The organism is Frankia sp. CgJB1, from assembly GCF_977947065.1.
This window is the reverse complement of the sequence record NZ_CDWTNB010000080.1, coordinates 1-17,851: the sequence shown is the minus strand read 5'-3', so window position 1 is coordinate 17,851 and position 17,851 is coordinate 1. Positions and strand designations below refer to the sequence as shown.

Here is a 17,851-nt window from a genome sequence, read left to right as displayed (position 1 = left end):
CCCAGACGGTCACCGCCGTCCCGCCAGGGTGGCCAAAGTGTCAGTGGTAGCCGGCATGCTGATCCCATGACGGACAGACGAGAACCTCCCACCCCCGCGATCGTCTCCGACGGGCTCGTCAAGCGCTACGGCGAGACGACGGCGCTGGCGGGCGTCGACCTGACGGTGCCGGCCGGCACCGTCTTCGGTCTGCTGGGCCCGAACGGCGCGGGCAAGACCACGATCGTGCGGATCCTCGTGACCCTGGTGCGCCCGGATGCCGGCACCGCCCTCGTCGGCGGCTACGACGTGCTGCACAACAGTCACCGTGTGCGCCAGCTCATTGGGCTGACCGGCCAGTACGCCTCCGTCGACGAGATGCTCACCGGCACCGAGAACCTCGTGATGATCGGCCGGCTGCTCGGCCTGCCGCGGTCCGCAGCCAAGGCGCGGGCCCGGGAGCTGCTCGCTGGCTTCCGTCTGGACGACGCGGCGAACCGCTCTGCGAAGACCTACTCCGGTGGCATGCGCCGGCGACTCGACCTGGCCGCGAGCCTGGTGGGGCGCCCGCGCCTGCTGTTCCTCGACGAGCCGACGACCGGCTTGGATCCGCGCAGCCGCAACGAGATGTGGGACATCGTCCGCGACCTCGTGGGCGGCCAGGGCGTCACGGTGCTGCTCACCACCCAGTATCTGGGGGAGGCCGACCAGCTCGCGGACGAGATCGCGGTCGTCGACCACGGCCGGGTCATCGCGCAGGGCACGCCGGACCAGCTGAAGAACTGGGCGGGCGGCCAGGCCCTCGAGGTCCGCCCGCTCGACGCCGCAGACGTGGCGCTGGTGGCAACCACCGTCGCGGAGGTGGTCGGCGCGGCCCCGGCGGTGGCGGGCACACTCGTCAGTGTCCGAGTCACCGACCCCGCCGTGCTGCCCGCGGTCGTCCGTCGGCTCGACGACGCCGGGGTGAGGGTGGGCGAGCTGGCCATGCGCGGCTCCAGCCTCGACGAGGTCTTCCTGTCCCTGACCGGCCACCCGGCCACCGCCTCCGGCCAGGCCGCCACCACAACCGACACGGCCGCGAAGATCCCCGCGGCGACGAGGAGCTGAGCTGCCGTGACGACCCTGACCAGCCCGACCACGCCCACCCCCGACCAGCCACGCTTCTCGACGCACGGCACCGCCGAGCCGGTCGGCGCCGCGCGGGTCACCCCGCTCGACGCGCTTCGCCACACCGCGACCCTGGCCTGGCGCACGCTCGTCCAGGTCAAGCACAACCCGATGGAACTGCTCGACTTCAGCGTGCAGCCGCTGATGTTCTTCCTGCTGTTCACCTATGTGTTCGGCGGGGCGATCTCCGGCTCGACCTCCGACTATCTGACGTTCGCGCTGCCCGGCATCATCGTGCAGAACACCCTGTTCACGACCCTGAACACCGGCATGGGGCTCAACGCCGACCTCACCAAGGGCGTGTTCGACCGGTTGCGCTCCCTGCCGATCGCCCGGTCCGCGCCGTTGGCCGGGCGCATCGTCGCCGATCTCGTCAAGCAGATCTGGGCCATCGCCATGCTGCTCGGCCTCGGATACGTGCTGGGTTTCCGCATCGAGACCGGCCCGCTGCAGGCACTGGCCGCCTGCGGCCTCGTGGTCCTGTTCGCGCTGGCGATCTCATGGATCTCCGTGCTGGTCGGGATGCTCGTCTCGGAGCCGGAGAAGGTGATGGCCTTCGGGTTCACCCTCATCTTCCCGTTGACCTTCATCAGCAACGTGTTCGTCGAGACGTCGTCGATGCCGGGCTGGTTGCAGGCGTTCGTCAAGGTGAACCCGGTGACGGCCCTGGCCGACGCGACCCGAGGCCTGCTGGTCTCGGGCCCGATGGCCACGCCGACCTGGCACGCGCTGGTCTGGGCGGCGGGGCTGGCCGCGGTCTTCGCGCCGCTCGCCCTCACCGCGTTCAAACGCCGAGTCTGACCGGTGCCGGGGCGACGCCGCAGCATCCCCGGAGGCAGACAAGCCGTCTTCCGGGTCCTGAGACGATGCGCTATAGTCACCCGAGCCAGGCAACATAATGGGGGTTCAAATGAGTGTCATCGTCGCCATGACTCTGAAAGTCGATCCAGCGGCTCTTCAGCAGCTGTTCGCATCGAAGGCGGATATCTTCACATCCGTCGCCGAGCAGGCAAAAAAGGTGGGAGCCTTGCACCATCGTTTCCTTGCCGGCGACGGGCAGGTCATCATCCTCGATGAATGGGATTCCGCGGAGGCGTTCCAGGAGTTCTTCACCAATCAGCCCGAGATAGCCGCCCTCATGCGGGACGCCGGCGTCGAGGGACCCCCGGAGATTCAGGTCTGGCAGCCGATCGAAGGCGCGCCCGACACCTTCTGAGCGGGCGCGCGGGACACGGGCGGGGGACGGCTACGGTTCCCCGTATCCGCGCCGCGGACCGGACCGGCGCCGCGGACAGGAATCGTCATTACCAGAGTTCATGATGAGATCTTTGAGAACACCCGAAGCGGTCAGGTGTTCCGGGTGTGCAGCAGCATGTGAAGCTCGTTGTCCCAGTCGATGCCGTTACTCTCCCGCCCCACTGGAACCTGCCCGTGGCAGTCGGCGAGAAAGGCGATGACCTTCGACTTCGCCAGCTCAAGATCGGCATGCCCCGACGGACTGGACAGGGACACCGTGATCACCGACCGCCCCTTGGACGCCGTCGGCCGGATGCGCACGTCGCCGGTCCCGGCGGGAACCTCGATCCCTTCGGCTAGCAGCGCGCGAGCGAAGATCCAGGTGATGGCCTCTTCACCGGGACGTAGGATCAACTCGACAGCGAAGGGATCAGCCGGGTCGTAACGGAGTGTGCCGGGAATCGCTTCTCGCTCCCCCTCCTCCATGACGTAGTCAACGGATAGATCGCGCGCCACGATATGCGCGGGCGTCGAGCTGTGACGGAGCATCGCTGCCTCCCAACAGGTCGGATTCGACACTGTTCAGCATCGCGCCCGGCGACGCCCGGTTTGGCCGCCCGACGGGCCTCTCTGGACGGGCGGATCAACCCGGCACGGCCGGGCCGGTCGGCATAGCCGGCGAGTGAACGCAACGTCACGATTCCATCGCTATTTTGTCACGGTTTCGGCATGGTTTCGGCGACCCCACGTCGAGAGATTCCGGCCGAGTCCGCCGACGGGTGCGGCGATGACCTCGTTACTGGCCCGACGGGTGCCGATGCTGGCCGTCGTACCGGTGGGAGGGAGCCGGCCCCGGCCGCCAGGACCATCCGCCCCCACCGGACGGCCCGGACAACCATCCGGGCCCTACGGCACGACGGTGACCGGCCAGCGACCGCCGCGGACCATCCGGCTCGCCAGGGAACCGACCAGGCGGTGCCCGGCGCTCTCGGACGCCCCGATGACAACCATGTCCGCCTGTTCCTCCGTCGCGCTCCGCTTGAGCGCCTCGAACGGATCGCCGGCCCGCACGACGAACCGGATGGGGACGCCCAGCTCCTCGGACCGCTCCAGGATCGCCTCGCGCACCTCACCGATGACCGAGTCAATCACTTGCTGCATCGCCTCCCCGGCCGGCGCCGGGGACATCGCCGCCCACACCGAGGGGGCCGCGACATAGACCACCACCAGTCGGGACGACTGGCGGCGGGCCAGCCCGGCCGCGTAGGCTGCCGCGCGCATCGACGTCCGCGACCCGTCGACCCCGGTCATGATCACCTGCGGGCCGTCCGTGCCCAACTCGAAGGGCCCCCGCTTCCAGGAGGGCCCGAAGTCCTCGACCGACAGCACCGCCCGGCCTTCTGCAGCATTCACACCAACCAGTCTTCCCCGTCGACCGGTGCGTCGGTGGGCGCGGGTCGACGTCCTCCTCCGGCGGATCTCAACCCGTGAGGACGTAACCCAGCACGCCCTCGACGGTGAAGCCCTCGCCTGCGGTCGAAAAGCCGGACGGTTCACTTGGCAGGCCGCTCCAGTGGACCTGACTAGCAATCCGGCGGCCGGCCCGTCGTCAACTCAACCGCAGGAAGCCCGGTAACTCATCTCCCTGAAGGCGGTGCTCCATTCACCGGCGGTGATCCGGTTCGCCGGATCGGCGCACGCGGTGTCCGCGAGCCGGCCGGGCTCGGCGTCCCACAGCCGCAATGTCCCGTCGTGACCAGCCGAGACGACGACGCCCGTGCCGGAGACGAAGGCGATCGCGCTGATCGGCTGGGTGTGCCCGTGCCACTGGGTCAGCAGGATCGGCCTGTCCAGACGGGAGATGTCGGTCAGCCGGACCGTCTCGTCATCACCGGCGGATGCGACGACGTCGGCACCCGTCTCGAAGGCCACGCTCTGGACCCCGCCCAAAGAGCCGGTGGCGACGCCACGGGCGGGATTATCCGGATACCGCACCTCCCACAGGCGCACCGTGGCGTCGACGCCGCCGGAGACCAGAACGCCTCCGTCGCCGGTGAAGACCACGGACCGCACCCCACGGCTGTGCCCGCGCAGGATTCCACCCGCGGTCGGCCGCGCCGCGTCCCGGATGTTCCACAGATGGACGGTGCCGTCGTCACCAGCGAACGCGAGCAGGGTGCCGTTCGACGCGAAGGCCACCGAGCGCGCTCCCCTGGTCTGACCGTCCGCCCGGACGCGCTGCTTCGGATGCGCCGGGTCCGTGACATCCCACAGCGCGACGATGCCGTCCGCACTGGCGGACCCGAGAGTGTTGCTGTCCGGGCTGAAGGCCACCGACTGCACCGCGCCGGTGTGGGCCTGGATGGTCGACCATCGGACCATCTGGTCGGGGGCGTGCAGGTTCCACAGCCGGATCGTGCCGTCGGAGTGGCCCGCGGCGAGCAGGCCACTGTCCCGGTTGAACGCCAGCGACTCGACCCAGCTGCGGCTCGACACCGAGACGGAGGTGCGCCGGACCAGCTCGGTCCGACCGACGACTTCCCATACCGTGACGGTTCCGTTGTCGCTCCCCGCCGCGGTCCAATGCCCGTCCGGGCTCACCGCGAGCGCCAGCAGGGCACCGGTCCCGACGGGGATGGTGGTCGGGGTGATCCCGGCACCGAACAGCACGATCATCGCGCTCCGGGTCCTGGCCGAGCGCGGCTCGGCGCGGTAGGCCGCGAGCGCGAGCCGACGGGCGAGTCCCGTGTTGCCATCCTGGAGGAGCAGCGCCCGCTCGGCGACCGCCTCGGGCACGCTCGTCTCGGTCCGCGAGGCCCCGCCCCTGGTGGACACGATGGCGACCGTCGTCACGAGCACGGTGACGGCAGCCACCAGGGCAACGATGATCAGCGGACGTCGGTTGCGGGCCCGGTGGCGCGGTGGACGAGGACCTCTGCGACGACGAGGACGACCGCTGAGACGAGGACGACCGGGACGCTCCTCGCCCGGTGTCCTGGCTGTGTTCGTCATCGGTCCAGACCGTCACCAGAGCATCGGCGAAGTCCCGGGACCGGGACGACGAGCCGGCGCCCGGCCGCCAGCGGGCATCCGGCCCGGACGGTGACGCCTCGCTCCCCGACGAGGACGACCCTAGCCCGGGAGAAGACGTCGGGCCCGGAACCGACGAGGGCTCCGGAACCGACGAGGGCTCCGGCGGAGACGGCGGGCCGGGAACCGACGATGCCACCGGCGGGAACGACACACCCGGAACCGACGACGGGCCGGACCGGGATGATGCCCCGGGAATGCCCGGCCCCGGGAACGAAATCGGGTTCGCGGGCGGCGGGGGTCCGATCGGCTGATGGCCGGTGACGGGCGTGACCGGACCCGCGAGGTCGGCGTCGCTCGCCGGCGTCCCGGAGGCGCCGCCGAGAGGCGTGTTCAGCGGCCGGATCAGCGCGGTCACCTCGGACAGGGACAGCCCCTTGGCCACCATCGGGGCTTCGGCACGTAGGTCCAGAAGACGCGCGTAGAGCTTCTCGGCGGTGGGTCGCTCCGCCGCTGCCTTGCGCATCGCATCGGAGACCAGGGGCCGCAGGCTGTCCTCGAAGCCGTCAAGCATCGGAGGATCGTTGACCGTCCGGTACAGCACGCTGGGAGCAGGGCCGTTACCGAACGGGTAACGACCGGTCCCGGCGAAGATAAGGATACCGCCCCAGGCGAACACGTCCGCCGCCGAGGTGACCTGCTCGCCTAAGGCCTGTTCCGGCGCCATGAACGCCGGCGTCCCGAGCTGGCGATCCCCGCTGAGTACCGTCGCGGAGTCCAGGGCGCGCGCGATACCGAAATCGATCACCTTCGGTCCGAGCCGGGACAGCAGGATGTTGGACGGCTTCAGATCCCGGTGCACGAGTCCGGCCTGGTGGATCGCCATCAGCGCGGTGGTCATGCTCACCGCCAGCTGATGAAGCTCCGCCGGGGTTAACGGGCCGCGCGTGCCGACCGCCTCGGACAGCGTCGGCCCGTCGACGTACTCGGTCACCAGATAAGGCGGATCGGCGGTGATGTCGACGTCGAGGACCGCCGCCGTGCAGAAACGAGCGACCCGCCGGGCGTTGTCGGCCTCCTGCTTGAGCCGGCTGCGGAACTCGGCCAACCGGGCGAGATCCGCCCGGATCAGTTTGACCGCGACCAGACCACCGGCGGTGTTCTCCCCCAGGTAGACGGTCCCCATCCCACCCGCGCCGAGACGCCGCACCAGCCGATAGGGACCGACCTCGGTCGGTTCGGAGGCAGCATGATCCGCGGGTCGGTCCGCGGGTCCACTCCGGCCGGGTGGGTGGGACATTAGATGATCACTCCCGCCCGAGGTTGTCGAGGATCCCGAGGTTCTCAAGGGTGTCGGTCAGCAGTCCACCCGCACCGGTAACACCCGGCAACACCCGGTAATGTCTGGCGGCGCATGACACCTAACGGCGCTGCGACCTGGCGCGCCGACGTCCACGGGCCGCTATCTGGTAGTGCACGGCCAGGAACGACAGCGCCAAGAAGAGCGGAAGCAGCACCGATGGAGGCGAAGCGCTGGTGTCCGCGGAGACCAGCACCATGTCTATACCGGCGGTGAGGTTAGCTCCGCAGGCGGCGGTGACCGGACGGTAACCCGGCTGGAAGCTGGCGAACTGGACCACGGTCTCGAACGTGCCGTCCTGGTCGGCAACGGTCCGTCCGACCAGCTCGCCGCCCGCGGTGAGCATGGCCTGCGACCCGGGTCTGCAGCCGGCACCCCGGGCGAACAGCGTATCTCCAGCCGTCACGGCGCTCCGGTCGAACAACAGCTCACCGGGACGTGCCTCGCGTGCCACCGGCTCCCCCACATCCGGCTCTGACACGCCGGGCTCGGACCCGCCGGGCTCGGACCCGCCGGGCTCGGACACGGGTGTGCACACGCCCAGCACGCGCACCGTCCCCTTCGGGCAGCGAGACGGGGTGGGTGCCGCGCACTGCTCGTCGAGCGGAACCGCGAGGCCGCCGGGGCAGAGCCGGCGCCCGGCGGGGCAGTCGAGCGTCGCCGCGCGCACGGAACCGTCCCAGCAGACGACCGGGACCGGCGGGGATGGCCGCGGCGGCGGGCAGGCTTCGCCCACGGCGACGCCGACCACCGAACCGGGGCAGGCCTTCTGCGGCAAGGGGCACTGGTCGGCCGATCGGCGCACGGACCCGTCCGGACAGGTAACCGAGGTCTCCTTCTCCCCATTGGAGCCCGGCTTGGTGGAGTCGGTGACCGGGGACGAGGTGATGGGAGGTGACGTGGTCTCCGTGTCCTCCGTGGGAGTGGGGCAGGGCGTCGCGTCGACCAGGCCGAGCGGCAACGCGGGGGCGGGCGTCGTGCATTGCTGGGGACCGCCGCCATCACATTCTGTACCTGTATCTGTACCTGGCATTGATGTCGACACCGACGCCGGCCCGGAGGCGCACCGGGGTTGTGGGCAGGCACCGTTCGGCGGTGATGACGCCGCCGCGTCAGCCGATCGAGGCGTGCTCGGTGGGCAGGCCGGACCGTGCTGGTCGCAGGGGCCGCCCGCATTGCCCGTGGCCGCGGCCGGGCAGGCCGGCGAACTGGGCGTGCAGCGCCCACCAGCGTCCGTCGTCGTCCCCGACGGGCAGATCGTCGTACTCGGATCGGAGTAGGGAGACGGGGTACCGCTGGGGGTCTCCGGGTTCGGTACCGGGTTCGGCACCGGCTTCGGCATGGGCGGTGGGGACGTGGAGGCGGTCGGCAGCGGGGATGGGGAGGTGGACGGGAACGGCAGCGGGGACGGGGAGATGGACCGGATTGGGGATGGGGAGGTGGCTGGGGACGGGGAGATGGACCCCGACGACGCCTCGGTCACCCCGACGACGCCTCGGTCGATGTCCCGGTCGACGTCTCGGGACTGACCATCGCCGTGGCGACGCCGGCCCCGCCGACCAGGAACAGCACAACGACAAACACCGTCGGCACCAGACCGCGCGACGGCCGTCGCACGAATCGACCAGATACTCGATGGCCAGACACCAGAGCGCCCCCCCGGGTGCGGCTGGCAACACGCCCGTTGCCGGCGGCCTGCCCCGGACCGGCGGAGACAACGTGATGCACGTTAGGCGGAAGCCCCACCATACGACGATCGATAGGATAACAGTCGCGTTGCCGGTCATCCGGGCCACGGGGGGAAGCGGTGAATGTCAGATTGCTGACGGAGAGGTCGGCGCGGGAAAGTATTTTTGTCGCCGTTTGCCTGACGGCGTGCCTGAATTGGCTCATGTTACCCATGGCGTCTCCGGTCCATGCGGCGGACGACGGGGTGGAACTCGGCGTCACCGTCGACGGTCAGCCCCTCGGCGAGGACAACGTGGTCCTCGGAGCCAGTGCGGTCGCCCGCGTGGTGGTCAGCGTGCAGAACCTGACCCGGTCGAACGTCCCCGTCGACTCGGTACGGCTGAGCGGAACCATGCTCGGCCTCACCTTCTTCGACTACGACACCCGGGTGCGCACAACCATCCCGGCCCGCGGATCGGCGAACTGGACCGTCGACCTGGATATGCGCGACCTCGACGGCCGGGCCACCGGACTGATGCCGGTGGAGGTGGCGATCCGGGGCGCGGACCTGCACACGGTGGCCGAGGTGTCGGGAACCGCCGACATCCACGGATCGCTGTTGTCCATCTACGGGCTGTTCGGCCTCGGGCTTGTCGTCCTGATGGGGCTGCTCTGGGCCGTCGCGTTACTCCCGCTCGGCCGCCATGCAGTGCCGGCCACCTGGTGGCAACGCGGCCTGCGGTTCGTGCCCGCCGGCTGCGGGGTCGGCCTGTTCGTCATCTTCGCGCTTTCAGCCACCCGGCTACTGTCACCCGGCACCCCCAGTGATTTCGGCATCACCATCACGACGACCGCCGTCTGCTTCGGGCTCGGGGCTCTGCTGCCCCAGCTGGTCCCGGCGACGAGGCGCGGCTGACCCCACCGGCCGTCCACGTGACGCACGCGCTGAGGATCGAGGGGCCCGGCCTGCGCGAGGCCACGACGAAGGACCTCGCACCGGGTGAGTCCGAGGACCTCACGGTGACCCTGCAGCCGGGTACTTACCAGCTGGACTGCCCGGTCGGCAACCACGAGTCGCTGGGTATGAAACTCGGCATCACGGTGTCCTGAGCCGTCCGCGCCATCTGGTGGAGTCGGCTGACGCCCACGTCAGCGCACCGCTCACCGGCCGGCGCCCGCGACGTTCCGCGCCTCGCGGCCGCAGGCGGGGCGTGTCATTCATTGACGAGATGGCTACAGTTCGACACCATCCAACTTCAGTTGGTAATCAATCGGCGGAGTGCCGGCTGGTCCTCCGTCCAGCCAGCCCGACCCGATCCGTTGCCAGGATCCTGGCGACCGAACCCGTGCTATGGCGCCCCGGCGGCCACGACGACGGTCGGGAAGGCCTGACCAGGGAGATCGGCCGTGCCGAGCAACCGGAGAACATTCGTACACCTGGCGGTCATGGCCGGAGCCACCGCACCGTTGTCCCTCACCGGGCTTCCCGTGTCTCTCACCGGGCTTCCCGCGGCGCTGGCGGCGCCGGTTCCAGGACCACGACCTGACCCACACCAGACGACGCCGGCCGGGGTCGGCATCCCCGGACCAGGCAGTCCCGGCTGGCTGACCAGTGGCAACAGCCGCGGGCTCTACGCCGGTTACTGGGTCAGCGGCGCGTACAGCACCACGGGCTTCCTCTGGCGCGACGGCACCGTGCATGTCCTCAACGGCAGCACGGCACCGAAGACGGTGACCGAGGACGGCGTAGTCATCGGCGATTTCGTCAGCCACTACGACCGGCAGGCGTTCCGGCTGGAACACAGAAACCCCCAGCCCCAGCGTCTGGGCTACCTCGGCGGCACCCAAACGGCCGGCGGCTACAGCAGCACCGCGGCGGCGGTCAACCGCGCCGGGGTCATCGTCGGCACCAGCACCACCAACGCTGGTACGCTCCATGCCTTCCGGTGGGCGGACAGCCACCTGCAGGATCTGGGTACGCTCGGCGGCCCGGGCAGCTCCGCCGTCGCGGTCACCAGCGCCGGTGCCATCGCCGGCAGCAGTGACACCGCCGCCGGCCCGTCCCACGCCTTCCTCTGGAGGAGAGGCACCCTGCACGACCTGGGTACCCTCGGCGGCCCGTCGAGTTCCGCGGTGGCCGCGAACGACGCCGGGCAGATCGTGGGCTACAGCGACACGGCCGACGGTCACACCCACGCCTTGCGCTGGGAACGCGGTCGTCTGATCGACCTCGGCACGCTCCCCGGCGACACCGATTCCTCGGCGATCGGTATCAACAACGTCGGCCAGGTCCTCGTCCGGAGCCGCGGCTCGTCGAGCCGTGCATTCGTCTGGCAGCACGGCCAGCGCGCGACCATTAGCGTGCCCACCGGCGACCTCGAGGTGACCGCCATCAACGACCGGGGAACCGTCGCCGGCACGGCGAACGGGCACGCGTTCCGTTGGCGCAACGGCCGCTTCACCGATCTCGGCACGCTGGGCGGGCCGTACAGCTACGCGAGCGCCATCACCCCCACCGACGTCGTCCTCGGTTCCTCGGTCCCGGCGGACTCCCCGATTCCGCTCGCGACCTTCTGGCCGGCCCCCGGCCGCTGACGCGACCCGCGAGACGTTTTTGGTCAGGATAGACGATGTCGGACGGATGGAGACCTCGCCGGCACGGCGGACCGCCGGCACCAGCACGGACGACCCGACGGAGGATCATCATGAGCGAGTCCGAAGACATCGCGGTACACACCCTGCCCGGCCACATCGCCGTCGTCGAGGTCCGCCGTCCGCCGCACAACTTCTTCGACGTGCGTCTGATCCAGACCCTCGCCGACATCTATGACAAGCTCGACGCCGACTCCGACGTCCGTGCCGTCGTGCTGTGCTCCCAGGGCAGGAACTTCTGCGCCGGAGCCGACTTCTCCGGCGCGAGTGCGGCCGAGGCGATTTCGGCGGATGAGGGGGCGCCGGCCCTTTACCGCGAGGCGCTACGGCTATTCGCCTCCCCGATACCGGTCGTGGCCGCGGTGCAGGGCAGCGCGGTCGGCGGCGGGCTGGGGCTCGCGCTGTCCGCGGACTTCCGGGTCGCGAGCCCGGACAGCCGCTTCGCGGCGAACTTCTCCCGGATCGGGCTGCACCAGGGCTTTGGCATCTCGGTGACCCTGCCGGCGGTCGTCGGCCGGCAGAAGGCGCTCGACCTGCTCTACACCGGTCGCCGGGTCGGTGGGCAGGAGGCGTTCGACATCGGCCTCGCCGACCGGCTCGTGCCGAACACCGAGCTGCGGGAGGCCGCGGTGGCGCTGGCCGGTGAGATCACCGCCGCCGCACCGCTGGCCGTGCGCAGCATCCGGGAGACAATGTGGGCGGATCTCGTCCCCGTCATCCGGGCGGCCACCGAACGGGAAACCGCCGAGCAGGCCAGACTGCGGGCCACCGAGGACTTCGCCGAGGGGGTGCGCGCCTCGACGGAGCGCCGCGAGCCCCGTTTCACCGGCTGCTGAGTGGTCCGGGCGGGCCGGTCCTCGGGGACTTCCGGGCGGGCGGGACGAGCCACCGGTCAGGCCTGGCCGCGGGCCACCGCCTCAGCCGGTGAGGAACCGCCCGCTTAGATAGGCCTCGGCCAGCTCGCAGCTGTCCCAAGCGTACTCGGTGACGCTCGGGACCGCGTCCGAGTGCGGATGGGTGCCCAGCCAAGCCACCAGGAGCAGCCGGCGCAACAGGACGAAGGTGGGGATCATTGCCACGTCGTCCGCGGTGAGCGGGCGCTGGCGCTGGTAGGCGGCCAGCCAGGCGGCCACCAGGTCGCCGGCCTCGTCGAGGTGCTCGATGAAGGACAGCGACGCGGCGAGATCCCAGAGGTACCAGCCGAAGCCGCAGTCGTCGAAGTCGATCACACAGACGTCCCCGGTGGACTCGTCCCGGGGTACCAGGAGGTTCGCCAGCCGCATGTCGGCGTGGACGAGCCCGAACCGGTCCAGCCCGGTGCCGAAGGCGGCCAGGCGTGCCTCGATGTCGGCCGCGGCCCGGCTCAGCAGGCCCAACGCCGCGCGGCTGTCCCCCCGCGGGCCGGGGCCGCCGGCCAGCCCGATGATCAAGCCCTCCGACCAGCTCCCCCACCGGCCAGCGTCGCCGAGCATGCTCCGCCAGGTCCACTCGAAGCGGGCGAAGGTAGCCGGGCGGGACCACTCCCGCGCGTGCCGATGCAGCCGCGCGGTGATGTCCCCGAGCTGCCCGAACGCGCCGCGCAGGGACGTAGGGTCCGTCGGTTCCGGTGAACGTCCGTCGACCCATTCGAACAACACGGCGTGCCGCTCGGCACCACCCGACCCAGCGGGATCCGGCGAGGCGGCGCTCGGAGGGAGGGCGCCGGTCGCGGCCACGGTCGCCACGGGCCCACCCGCCATCGTCGGCACGACCGGCGGCGTCACGACCACGCCGTCGGCGCGCAGGGCAGCCACCCACGCCAGCTCGCCGTGAATCTCGACGAGAGTGTGGTACCCGGGCCGGTGCAGCCGCAACGCCCAACGCCGGCCGGTCGCCGGGTCGTCCACGCGGTAAGTGACGTTCTCCGAGACATGCAGCAGGCTCGCCCGCGGCGACGGGCCGAGATCGTAGGCGGCGAGGACGTCACCGAGGACGCCGTCCAGCCCCACCAGCCCGTCAACGGAGGTCGCGCTCACCGTACGACCGCCGGTCCAGGCGAGATGGCGCCTCCGTGGGAGGACGTGACCCCGCGTACGGTTCCGGCCTGCTTGAACCCTTGCTTGAACCCTGTTTCACCAAGGGAAATGGTCCGCATCCATCTTGTTTGCCGGAGTCGGCGGGCCGCCGTCAAGGAACCGGGCCCGGCCGCACCCACCGTCGAAACCCACCGTCGAAGAACCAGCGCCACGGCGCGGCGCCTCCACGAACACGGCCGCGCTGCGGCCGACGCCGTGCTGTTCTGCACCCCGCAGTACGCAGGCGCACTACCGGAAGCTTCAAGAACCTGATCGACTGGACGATCGGCGGCGGGGTGAGCCCATCGCGGTCCACCGGCGACCGACCCGGACGGCCGACCACCGATGGGCCCGCGATTGGGACACCGACCTTCCCTCCCTCGCGCCCTGCGCGGCGTCTCACCCGGACAGGTGACCCGCCGCGGCCGGACACGTCAGTTCGGGATGGGCTGGCAGTTGGGTTGCGGGATGGGCGGGTAGGGAGGGCAGGGCGGTCCGGGCGGCTGGCAGCCCGCGCCGGTGGTGAGCAGACCGAGCGTGACGGCGGCTCCGATGGTCACCAGAATGCGACGGACACCGACAGCTCGCCCGGTTCTTCTCTTAACGGGTCGACGCATATTTGAACCTCTCTCGCGTCTCTCACGTGTTCTCCGATCCGCTATTCCCTACCAGAACTTCCCCACTCAATGACAACGGCGCGCCGAGCCCTTCGATTCCGTTTCACGTTTATGTATTCCCGTCCGGATTATCGGGCCGCGCATCGGGCGGACGGCCGGGCCGGTGAGAACCCGATGCGGTTGGCACCGGAACACCCTGCCCGCCCGGCCATCGATGACAATATTCATCAAGATGGGAGAACCGATACATCTGTGCCGAACCAGCGAAAGTCCGGGCGGCGGCCACGCCTGCCGTTGACCGGCGTCGACAGCCGTTGACCACTTTTGACACCGTTGACCATCGTCCGGGAGGACCATTCCAGCGGCCGGTCCTTGCCCGGGAGTACGGGCCGGGTGACCGGCTGCGCCCACATCACCGGGGGTGCCCGCAAGGGGTATCCGCATACCCCGGATGGGCTCATGTTTCCAGTCCGGTGGAGATGTTCCCGTAGGACCTGGCCACCCGGCGTACCGGGCCCCTAATATCCTCGAGCCGGGATGACAGATTTCTGGAAATACAGCGCGGAGGAAACCATGCTCCCCTCACCGGGCAGGTCGGTATGCCGCCCGCACCTCGATCGGGTGCCCGTCCGCCCCGGCGGCTCCGGGGCTATGGGGGATGCCGCACAATCCGTTTCAGCCCGTACCCGGCACCCGTCCCGCCGCGCCGTATCCATCATGGTCACCGCAATACTGCTCGTTCTGTTCTCAGCGTTGCCGGCCGGCGCCGTGATCCGCCGTCCGGTGCATCATCCGCTCCCGATGATCAACGTTTCGTACGAGACCGGCGCGGTGAGTGGCGTCGGGCGGCAGACCGACCTGACAATCACCGACAAAGGACCGGGGATCCTGCACGTCCAGTCAATTTCGGTGGACGGTGAACGCTTCCTGGATCAGAACTCCCATCTCCGGATCGCGCCGGGGCGCAGCTACATGTTCACCTTCGGCTGGGCCGGTGGCCCCGGGGGTGGTCCGGACGGGCCGACGGTCGTCATCGACAGCGATGCGCCTACCAGCCCCACCGTCCTCCACATCGGCTATCAGTGAGGCCGCACCGGCAACGAGACCGCACCCGGTGAGGTCGCACCGGCAACGACGGCGAGGCCCGCGGTACCGGCGACCGCCCGGAGGGCGCCGATGCCGTTCGCCGACGCCACCGGTCTGCTCGCAATCCGGATGGATCGGGAACGGGCGGCCGTGGTCTCGGGTGTCTGCTGCCGGCAGATCGGGCGGTCGTGCCCGCTCGGCGCAGATAAGAGCAGATAAGAATGGAAGGGATGACACCACGATCGTTCGCCGACCATCTTGCGGATCTGGACTTGCCGGCGCTGGCCGCTCTGCTCCGCTCGCGTCCGGACGTGCTGGTCGAGCCGGTCCCCCGTGGTTTCGGGCAGCTCGCGCAGCGGCTGGAAAGTCCGGACTCGCTCGCGGCGGCGCTGTGGGAGCTGAACCGCGACACGCTCCGGGTCGGCCAGGCGGCGGCGCTGCTGGGGCAGCCCGCGACGGTACCCCGGATGGCCGAGCTGTTGGGTGCGTTACCGGACGCGGTGCGCGCCGGGGTGGGCGATCTGTGCGCCCGCGGCCTCGCCTGGATCGACACGGTGGTCCAACTCCCGGAACCGCTGCACAACCACTGGGTCGAGGAGATCAGTTCCGCCCGCCCGGTCGCAAAGATCGCTTACAACGTCCTGGTCGAGGATCTACGTAAGGCGGTCACGGCGCTCGGGGCTCCGGCCGAAAACCTGCGCAAGACCGAGCTGACCGCGCGGCTCACCGAACTCATGTCCGATGCCCGCCGCATCGCGACGATCATCGTTTCCCTGCCCGCCCCGGCGAGGCAGCAACTCGATGACCTGCGCCTGGCCACGGCCGGCGGCTACTTCCCCTACACGTTCCCCTACACGCCCTTCGAGGAGGTCCACGACCAGAGGGCAGCCGCGCAGCCCATCAGGCAGCTGATCACCGCGGGGCTGGTGCTGGGCGTCGGCAACCGGCCGGAGCTCCCCCGTGAGGTCGCGGTCGCCGCCTGGCTGGCCAGGCACGACCAGGGACTCACCGGGCCGCCGGACATTCCCCGGCCGGAGGTGAACGAGGCTGTCGTCCGGTCGAGCTCCCAGGCGGCCGCACAAGGCGCCATCCGCGCCGTGACCGCCCTGCTCGACGAGGCCGCCGCCCCCGTCGTAGCGCTCAAGCGAGGAGGCGTCGGTGGGCGGGAACGGGCCCGGCTGGCGAAGCGGCTGTCGATACCGTTGGCCGAGCTGCCGCTGTGGATCGACCTGGTCGCGGCCGCCGGCCTGCTGACCTTCACCGATGGCGGCTACGCACCGAGCTCGCGGTTCCAGGAGTGGCGGGAGGAGTCGCCAAGCCATCAGTGGGCGACGCTGGCTGCGGCGTGGCACGCTCTGGAGCACGCGCCGACGAGCCGCGAGGGTGCCGACGAGAAGGACGTCCCGCCGCCCCTGCCCATCGAGTCGGGGGCGGGCCAGATTCGCCGGGTGCTGATCCGCGCGGCGGCCGGCGGGCGGTCGGTGCGGCTCACGGCTGAGAACCTCGACTGGTTCTTCCCCCTGCACGGCTACGACGCCGCCACCCGCAAGATCAAGGTAGCGGCGGCGATCCGCGAGGCCGAGCTGCTCGGGGTGTTCGCCCTCGACGTCCTGTCCGAGCTCGGCCAAGCTCTGCTCGAGGCCGCGCCGAGCACCACCGACACGGCGGCTGCCACCGTCGGGCTTATGATCGTCTCGACCGCGGACGAGTTCGCCGCGCAGGCCGCGAGGACGGTGCGGGACCTGGCGGACCGCTGCGCCGAGCTGCTGCCCGAGACGCCGTCCAGCCTGATCCTGCAGTCTGATCTCACCGCGGTCGTGTCCGGCCAGCCCAGCGCGGCGATGTCCCAGCTCCTGCGGGCCGCGGCGGTGCCGGAGTCCCGGGACGCGGCCGGGACCTGGCGGTTCACCTCCGCCAGCGTCCGCGCCGCGATGGACGCCGGATGGTCCGCCACCGAGCTGCTCGAACAGCTACGCACCATAGCCGATCACGGTCTCCCGCAGCCGCTCGAATACCTCATCGCCGACGTCGCCCGCCGGCACGGACACGTGCAAGTCCGCGGGATGCGCAGCGCCGTCCTCGCCGACGAGCCCACGACCGCCGAGATCCTCCACACCCGGGCGCTGGCGAAGCTGCACCTCGCCCGGCTCGCCCCCACCGTGCTGGCCAGCCCGGTGGAACTGGGCACGGTCCTCGCCGAGCTGCGCCGGACGGGCTTCTACCCCGTCGCCGAGGACGCGACGGGCACCGTCATCGTGACGAGCGGGCCGGGACGGAAGGCGCCGCGGGGGGCCTCGGCACAGCCGTCCCGGGCGTCCCGACCGCGCGGTGGGCCCCCCGCCGGTCCGTCGGCGACCCGACGGCGGCTGACGGCCGACGAACTCGCCCAGCGCCTGCGCACCGGCGAGGACGACGGTGTCACCCTCCTGACCAATCTCGCCCAGCGGCTCGGCGAGATAAACGGGCGGCTGAACGACGCCGAACTCGCCGTGCTGGCGGACGCGGTGGAACGCCGCAGCGACGTCGTCATCGCCTACCGGGACAAGCAGGGCACCCGGACGGTCCGCCGCATCCAGCCGAACCAGCTCTTCGGCCGGTGGCTGAACTCCTGGTGCCACCTGCGCAACGCCGAGTGCGAGTTCGCCGTGGCCAACATCGAATCCGTCAGTCCCGTCGGCTGACCGGCACCCCCTTCCCGCCGAGGCGGCGCCCGAGATCCCGAGCTCACCGCGACGATGACCACCCTGGACGTCACCGCGCCCAAAAAGAACATCCATGAAAACCCCCCGACCGGGAGCCATCGGAGATTGCGATCCCTCCAGGGATAATCAGCGACCCGATGGTAAATCCGCAGGTCGACGCCATGATCCAAGTCTAGTCGCCGGGCCCGAAGGGGTCGCGGCATCCGGTGCCGCCACTGGACACAGCCGGTGAAGGCGGCCGGCACTGGCAGGCGCGTCCAAACTGGTAGTCGTCAGGGGCTGTAGGGCGGTGCATCTCGC

At 70.4% G+C, this 17,851-nt stretch carries 15 protein-coding genes and 1 pseudogene; 10 read left to right on the top strand and 6 right to left on the bottom strand.

The genetic code is table 11. From position 1 onward, the window contains the following. The first annotated feature begins 66 nt into the window (after window positions 1–66). The 3 genes from AC08OT_RS11090 (at window position 67) to AC08OT_RS11080 (ending at window position 2,362) form a co-directional block, all read left to right on the top strand. Window positions 67–1,086 (top strand): ATP-binding cassette domain-containing protein, encoded by a 1,020-nt coding sequence (locus AC08OT_RS11090; RefSeq protein WP_476594021.1) that lies wholly within the window; start codon window positions 67–69, stop codon window positions 1,084–1,086. Window positions 1,087–1,092: 6 nt separating this feature from the next. Further along, the gene (locus AC08OT_RS11085; protein WP_476596209.1) at window positions 1,093–1,947 is read left to right on the top strand and encodes an ABC transporter permease; all 855 of its coding nucleotides are present in this window, start codon (window positions 1,093–1,095) and stop codon (window positions 1,945–1,947) included. Between the two features lie 109 nt (window positions 1,948–2,056). Continuing rightward, complete coding sequence (locus tag AC08OT_RS11080) at window positions 2,057–2,362, top strand: hypothetical protein (RefSeq protein ID WP_462185878.1); 306 nt, start codon at window positions 2,057–2,059, stop codon at window positions 2,360–2,362. A gap of 131 nt (window positions 2,363–2,493) precedes the next feature. Here AC08OT_RS11080 and AC08OT_RS11075 read toward each other — a convergent pair whose 3' ends face one another. The 5 genes and pseudogenes from AC08OT_RS11075 to AC08OT_RS11055 all read right to left on the bottom strand — a co-directional run bounded on the left by AC08OT_RS11075 (window position 2,494) and on the right by AC08OT_RS11055 (window position 7,226). Then, on the bottom strand, window positions 2,494–2,931 hold the full coding sequence (locus AC08OT_RS11075) for an SsgA family sporulation/cell division regulator (protein WP_476594023.1): 438 nt from the start codon (window positions 2,929–2,931) through the stop codon (window positions 2,494–2,496). A 357-nt stretch (window positions 2,932–3,288) separates the two neighbouring features. Beyond that, window positions 3,289–3,795: a universal stress protein gene (locus AC08OT_RS11070; protein WP_476594024.1), complete on the bottom strand. Its 507-nt coding sequence runs from the start codon at window positions 3,793–3,795 to the stop codon at window positions 3,289–3,291. A gap of 201 nt (window positions 3,796–3,996) precedes the next feature. Next, the gene (locus tag AC08OT_RS11065; RefSeq protein WP_476594025.1) at window positions 3,997–5,256 is read right to left on the bottom strand and encodes a WD40 repeat domain-containing protein; all 1,260 of its coding nucleotides are present in this window, start codon (window positions 5,254–5,256) and stop codon (window positions 3,997–3,999) included. A gap of 688 nt (window positions 5,257–5,944) precedes the next feature. Beyond that, window positions 5,945–6,598 (bottom strand): annotated as a pseudogene (locus AC08OT_RS11060) (serine/threonine-protein kinase); the annotation flags it as partial. Between the two features lie 235 nt (window positions 6,599–6,833). Beyond that, window positions 6,834–7,226 (bottom strand): hypothetical protein, encoded by a 393-nt coding sequence (locus AC08OT_RS11055; RefSeq protein WP_476602791.1) that lies wholly within the window; start codon window positions 7,224–7,226, stop codon window positions 6,834–6,836. A 76-nt stretch (window positions 7,227–7,302) separates the two neighbouring features. Between AC08OT_RS11055 and AC08OT_RS11050 the strand changes: the two genes are divergently transcribed. The 5 genes from AC08OT_RS11050 to AC08OT_RS11030 all read left to right on the top strand — a co-directional run bounded on the left by AC08OT_RS11050 (window position 7,303) and on the right by AC08OT_RS11030 (window position 11,928). Next, entirely contained in the window at window positions 7,303–8,052 is a 750-nt protein-coding gene (locus AC08OT_RS11050) for a hypothetical protein (protein WP_476602790.1), read from the top strand. Window positions 8,053–8,672: 620 nt separating this feature from the next. Continuing rightward, a complete protein-coding gene (locus AC08OT_RS11045) occupies window positions 8,673–9,356 on the top strand; it encodes a hypothetical protein (RefSeq protein WP_476594658.1) in 684 nt (227 codons plus the stop codon). Between the two features lie 17 nt (window positions 9,357–9,373). Next, window positions 9,374–9,550, top strand: a complete 177-nt coding sequence (locus AC08OT_RS11040; protein WP_476594657.1) for a hypothetical protein — start codon at window positions 9,374–9,376, stop codon at window positions 9,548–9,550. Window positions 9,551–9,886: 336 nt separating this feature from the next. Further along, window positions 9,887–11,035: an HAF repeat-containing protein gene (locus AC08OT_RS11035; RefSeq protein WP_476594656.1), complete on the top strand. Its 1,149-nt coding sequence runs from the start codon at window positions 9,887–9,889 to the stop codon at window positions 11,033–11,035. Between the two features lie 110 nt (window positions 11,036–11,145). After that, window positions 11,146–11,928, top strand: coding sequence for an enoyl-CoA hydratase/isomerase family protein (locus AC08OT_RS11030; protein ID WP_476594655.1), 783 nt, complete (start codon window positions 11,146–11,148; stop codon window positions 11,926–11,928). 81 nt (window positions 11,929–12,009) lie between these two features. On the opposite strand, the gene AC08OT_RS11025 is transcribed toward AC08OT_RS11030, so the two are convergent. After that, window positions 12,010–13,107, bottom strand: coding sequence for a phosphotransferase enzyme family protein (locus AC08OT_RS11025; RefSeq protein WP_476602789.1), 1,098 nt, complete (start codon window positions 13,105–13,107; stop codon window positions 12,010–12,012). A gap of 1,373 nt (window positions 13,108–14,480) precedes the next feature. Here AC08OT_RS11025 and AC08OT_RS11020 point away from each other — a divergent pair. Both AC08OT_RS11020 and AC08OT_RS11015 read left to right on the top strand, forming a co-directional pair. Further along, window positions 14,481–14,849 carry a hypothetical protein gene (locus tag AC08OT_RS11020; protein WP_476594554.1) on the top strand — a complete coding sequence of 123 codons (369 nt, stop codon included), beginning with the start codon at window positions 14,481–14,483 and terminating at the stop codon, window positions 14,847–14,849. Between the two features lie 230 nt (window positions 14,850–15,079). Further along, window positions 15,080–17,530 (top strand): helicase-associated domain-containing protein, encoded by a 2,451-nt coding sequence (locus tag AC08OT_RS11015; RefSeq protein ID WP_476594553.1) that lies wholly within the window; start codon window positions 15,080–15,082, stop codon window positions 17,528–17,530. Window positions 17,531–17,851 lie beyond the last annotated feature (321 nt).

Coding starts and splice junctions, on each gene's coding strand:
- AC08OT_RS11090 (WP_476594021.1), top strand. CDS start 67: ATGACGGACAGACGAGAACCTCCCACCCCCGCGATCGTCTCCGACGGG.
- AC08OT_RS11080 (WP_462185878.1), top strand. CDS start 2,057: ATGAGTGTCATCGTCGCCATGACTCTGAAAGTCGATCCAGCGGCTCTT.
- AC08OT_RS11075 (WP_476594023.1), bottom strand. CDS start 2,931: ATGCTCCGTCACAGCTCGACGCCCGCGCATATCGTGGCGCGCGATCTA.
- AC08OT_RS11045 (WP_476594658.1), top strand. CDS start 8,673: ATGGCGTCTCCGGTCCATGCGGCGGACGACGGGGTGGAACTCGGCGTC.
- AC08OT_RS11035 (WP_476594656.1), top strand. CDS start 9,887: ATGGCCGGAGCCACCGCACCGTTGTCCCTCACCGGGCTTCCCGTGTCT.
- AC08OT_RS11030 (WP_476594655.1), top strand. CDS start 11,146: ATGAGCGAGTCCGAAGACATCGCGGTACACACCCTGCCCGGCCACATC.
- AC08OT_RS11020 (WP_476594554.1), top strand. CDS start 14,481: ATGGTCACCGCAATACTGCTCGTTCTGTTCTCAGCGTTGCCGGCCGGC.
- AC08OT_RS11015 (WP_476594553.1), top strand. CDS start 15,080: ATGACACCACGATCGTTCGCCGACCATCTTGCGGATCTGGACTTGCCG.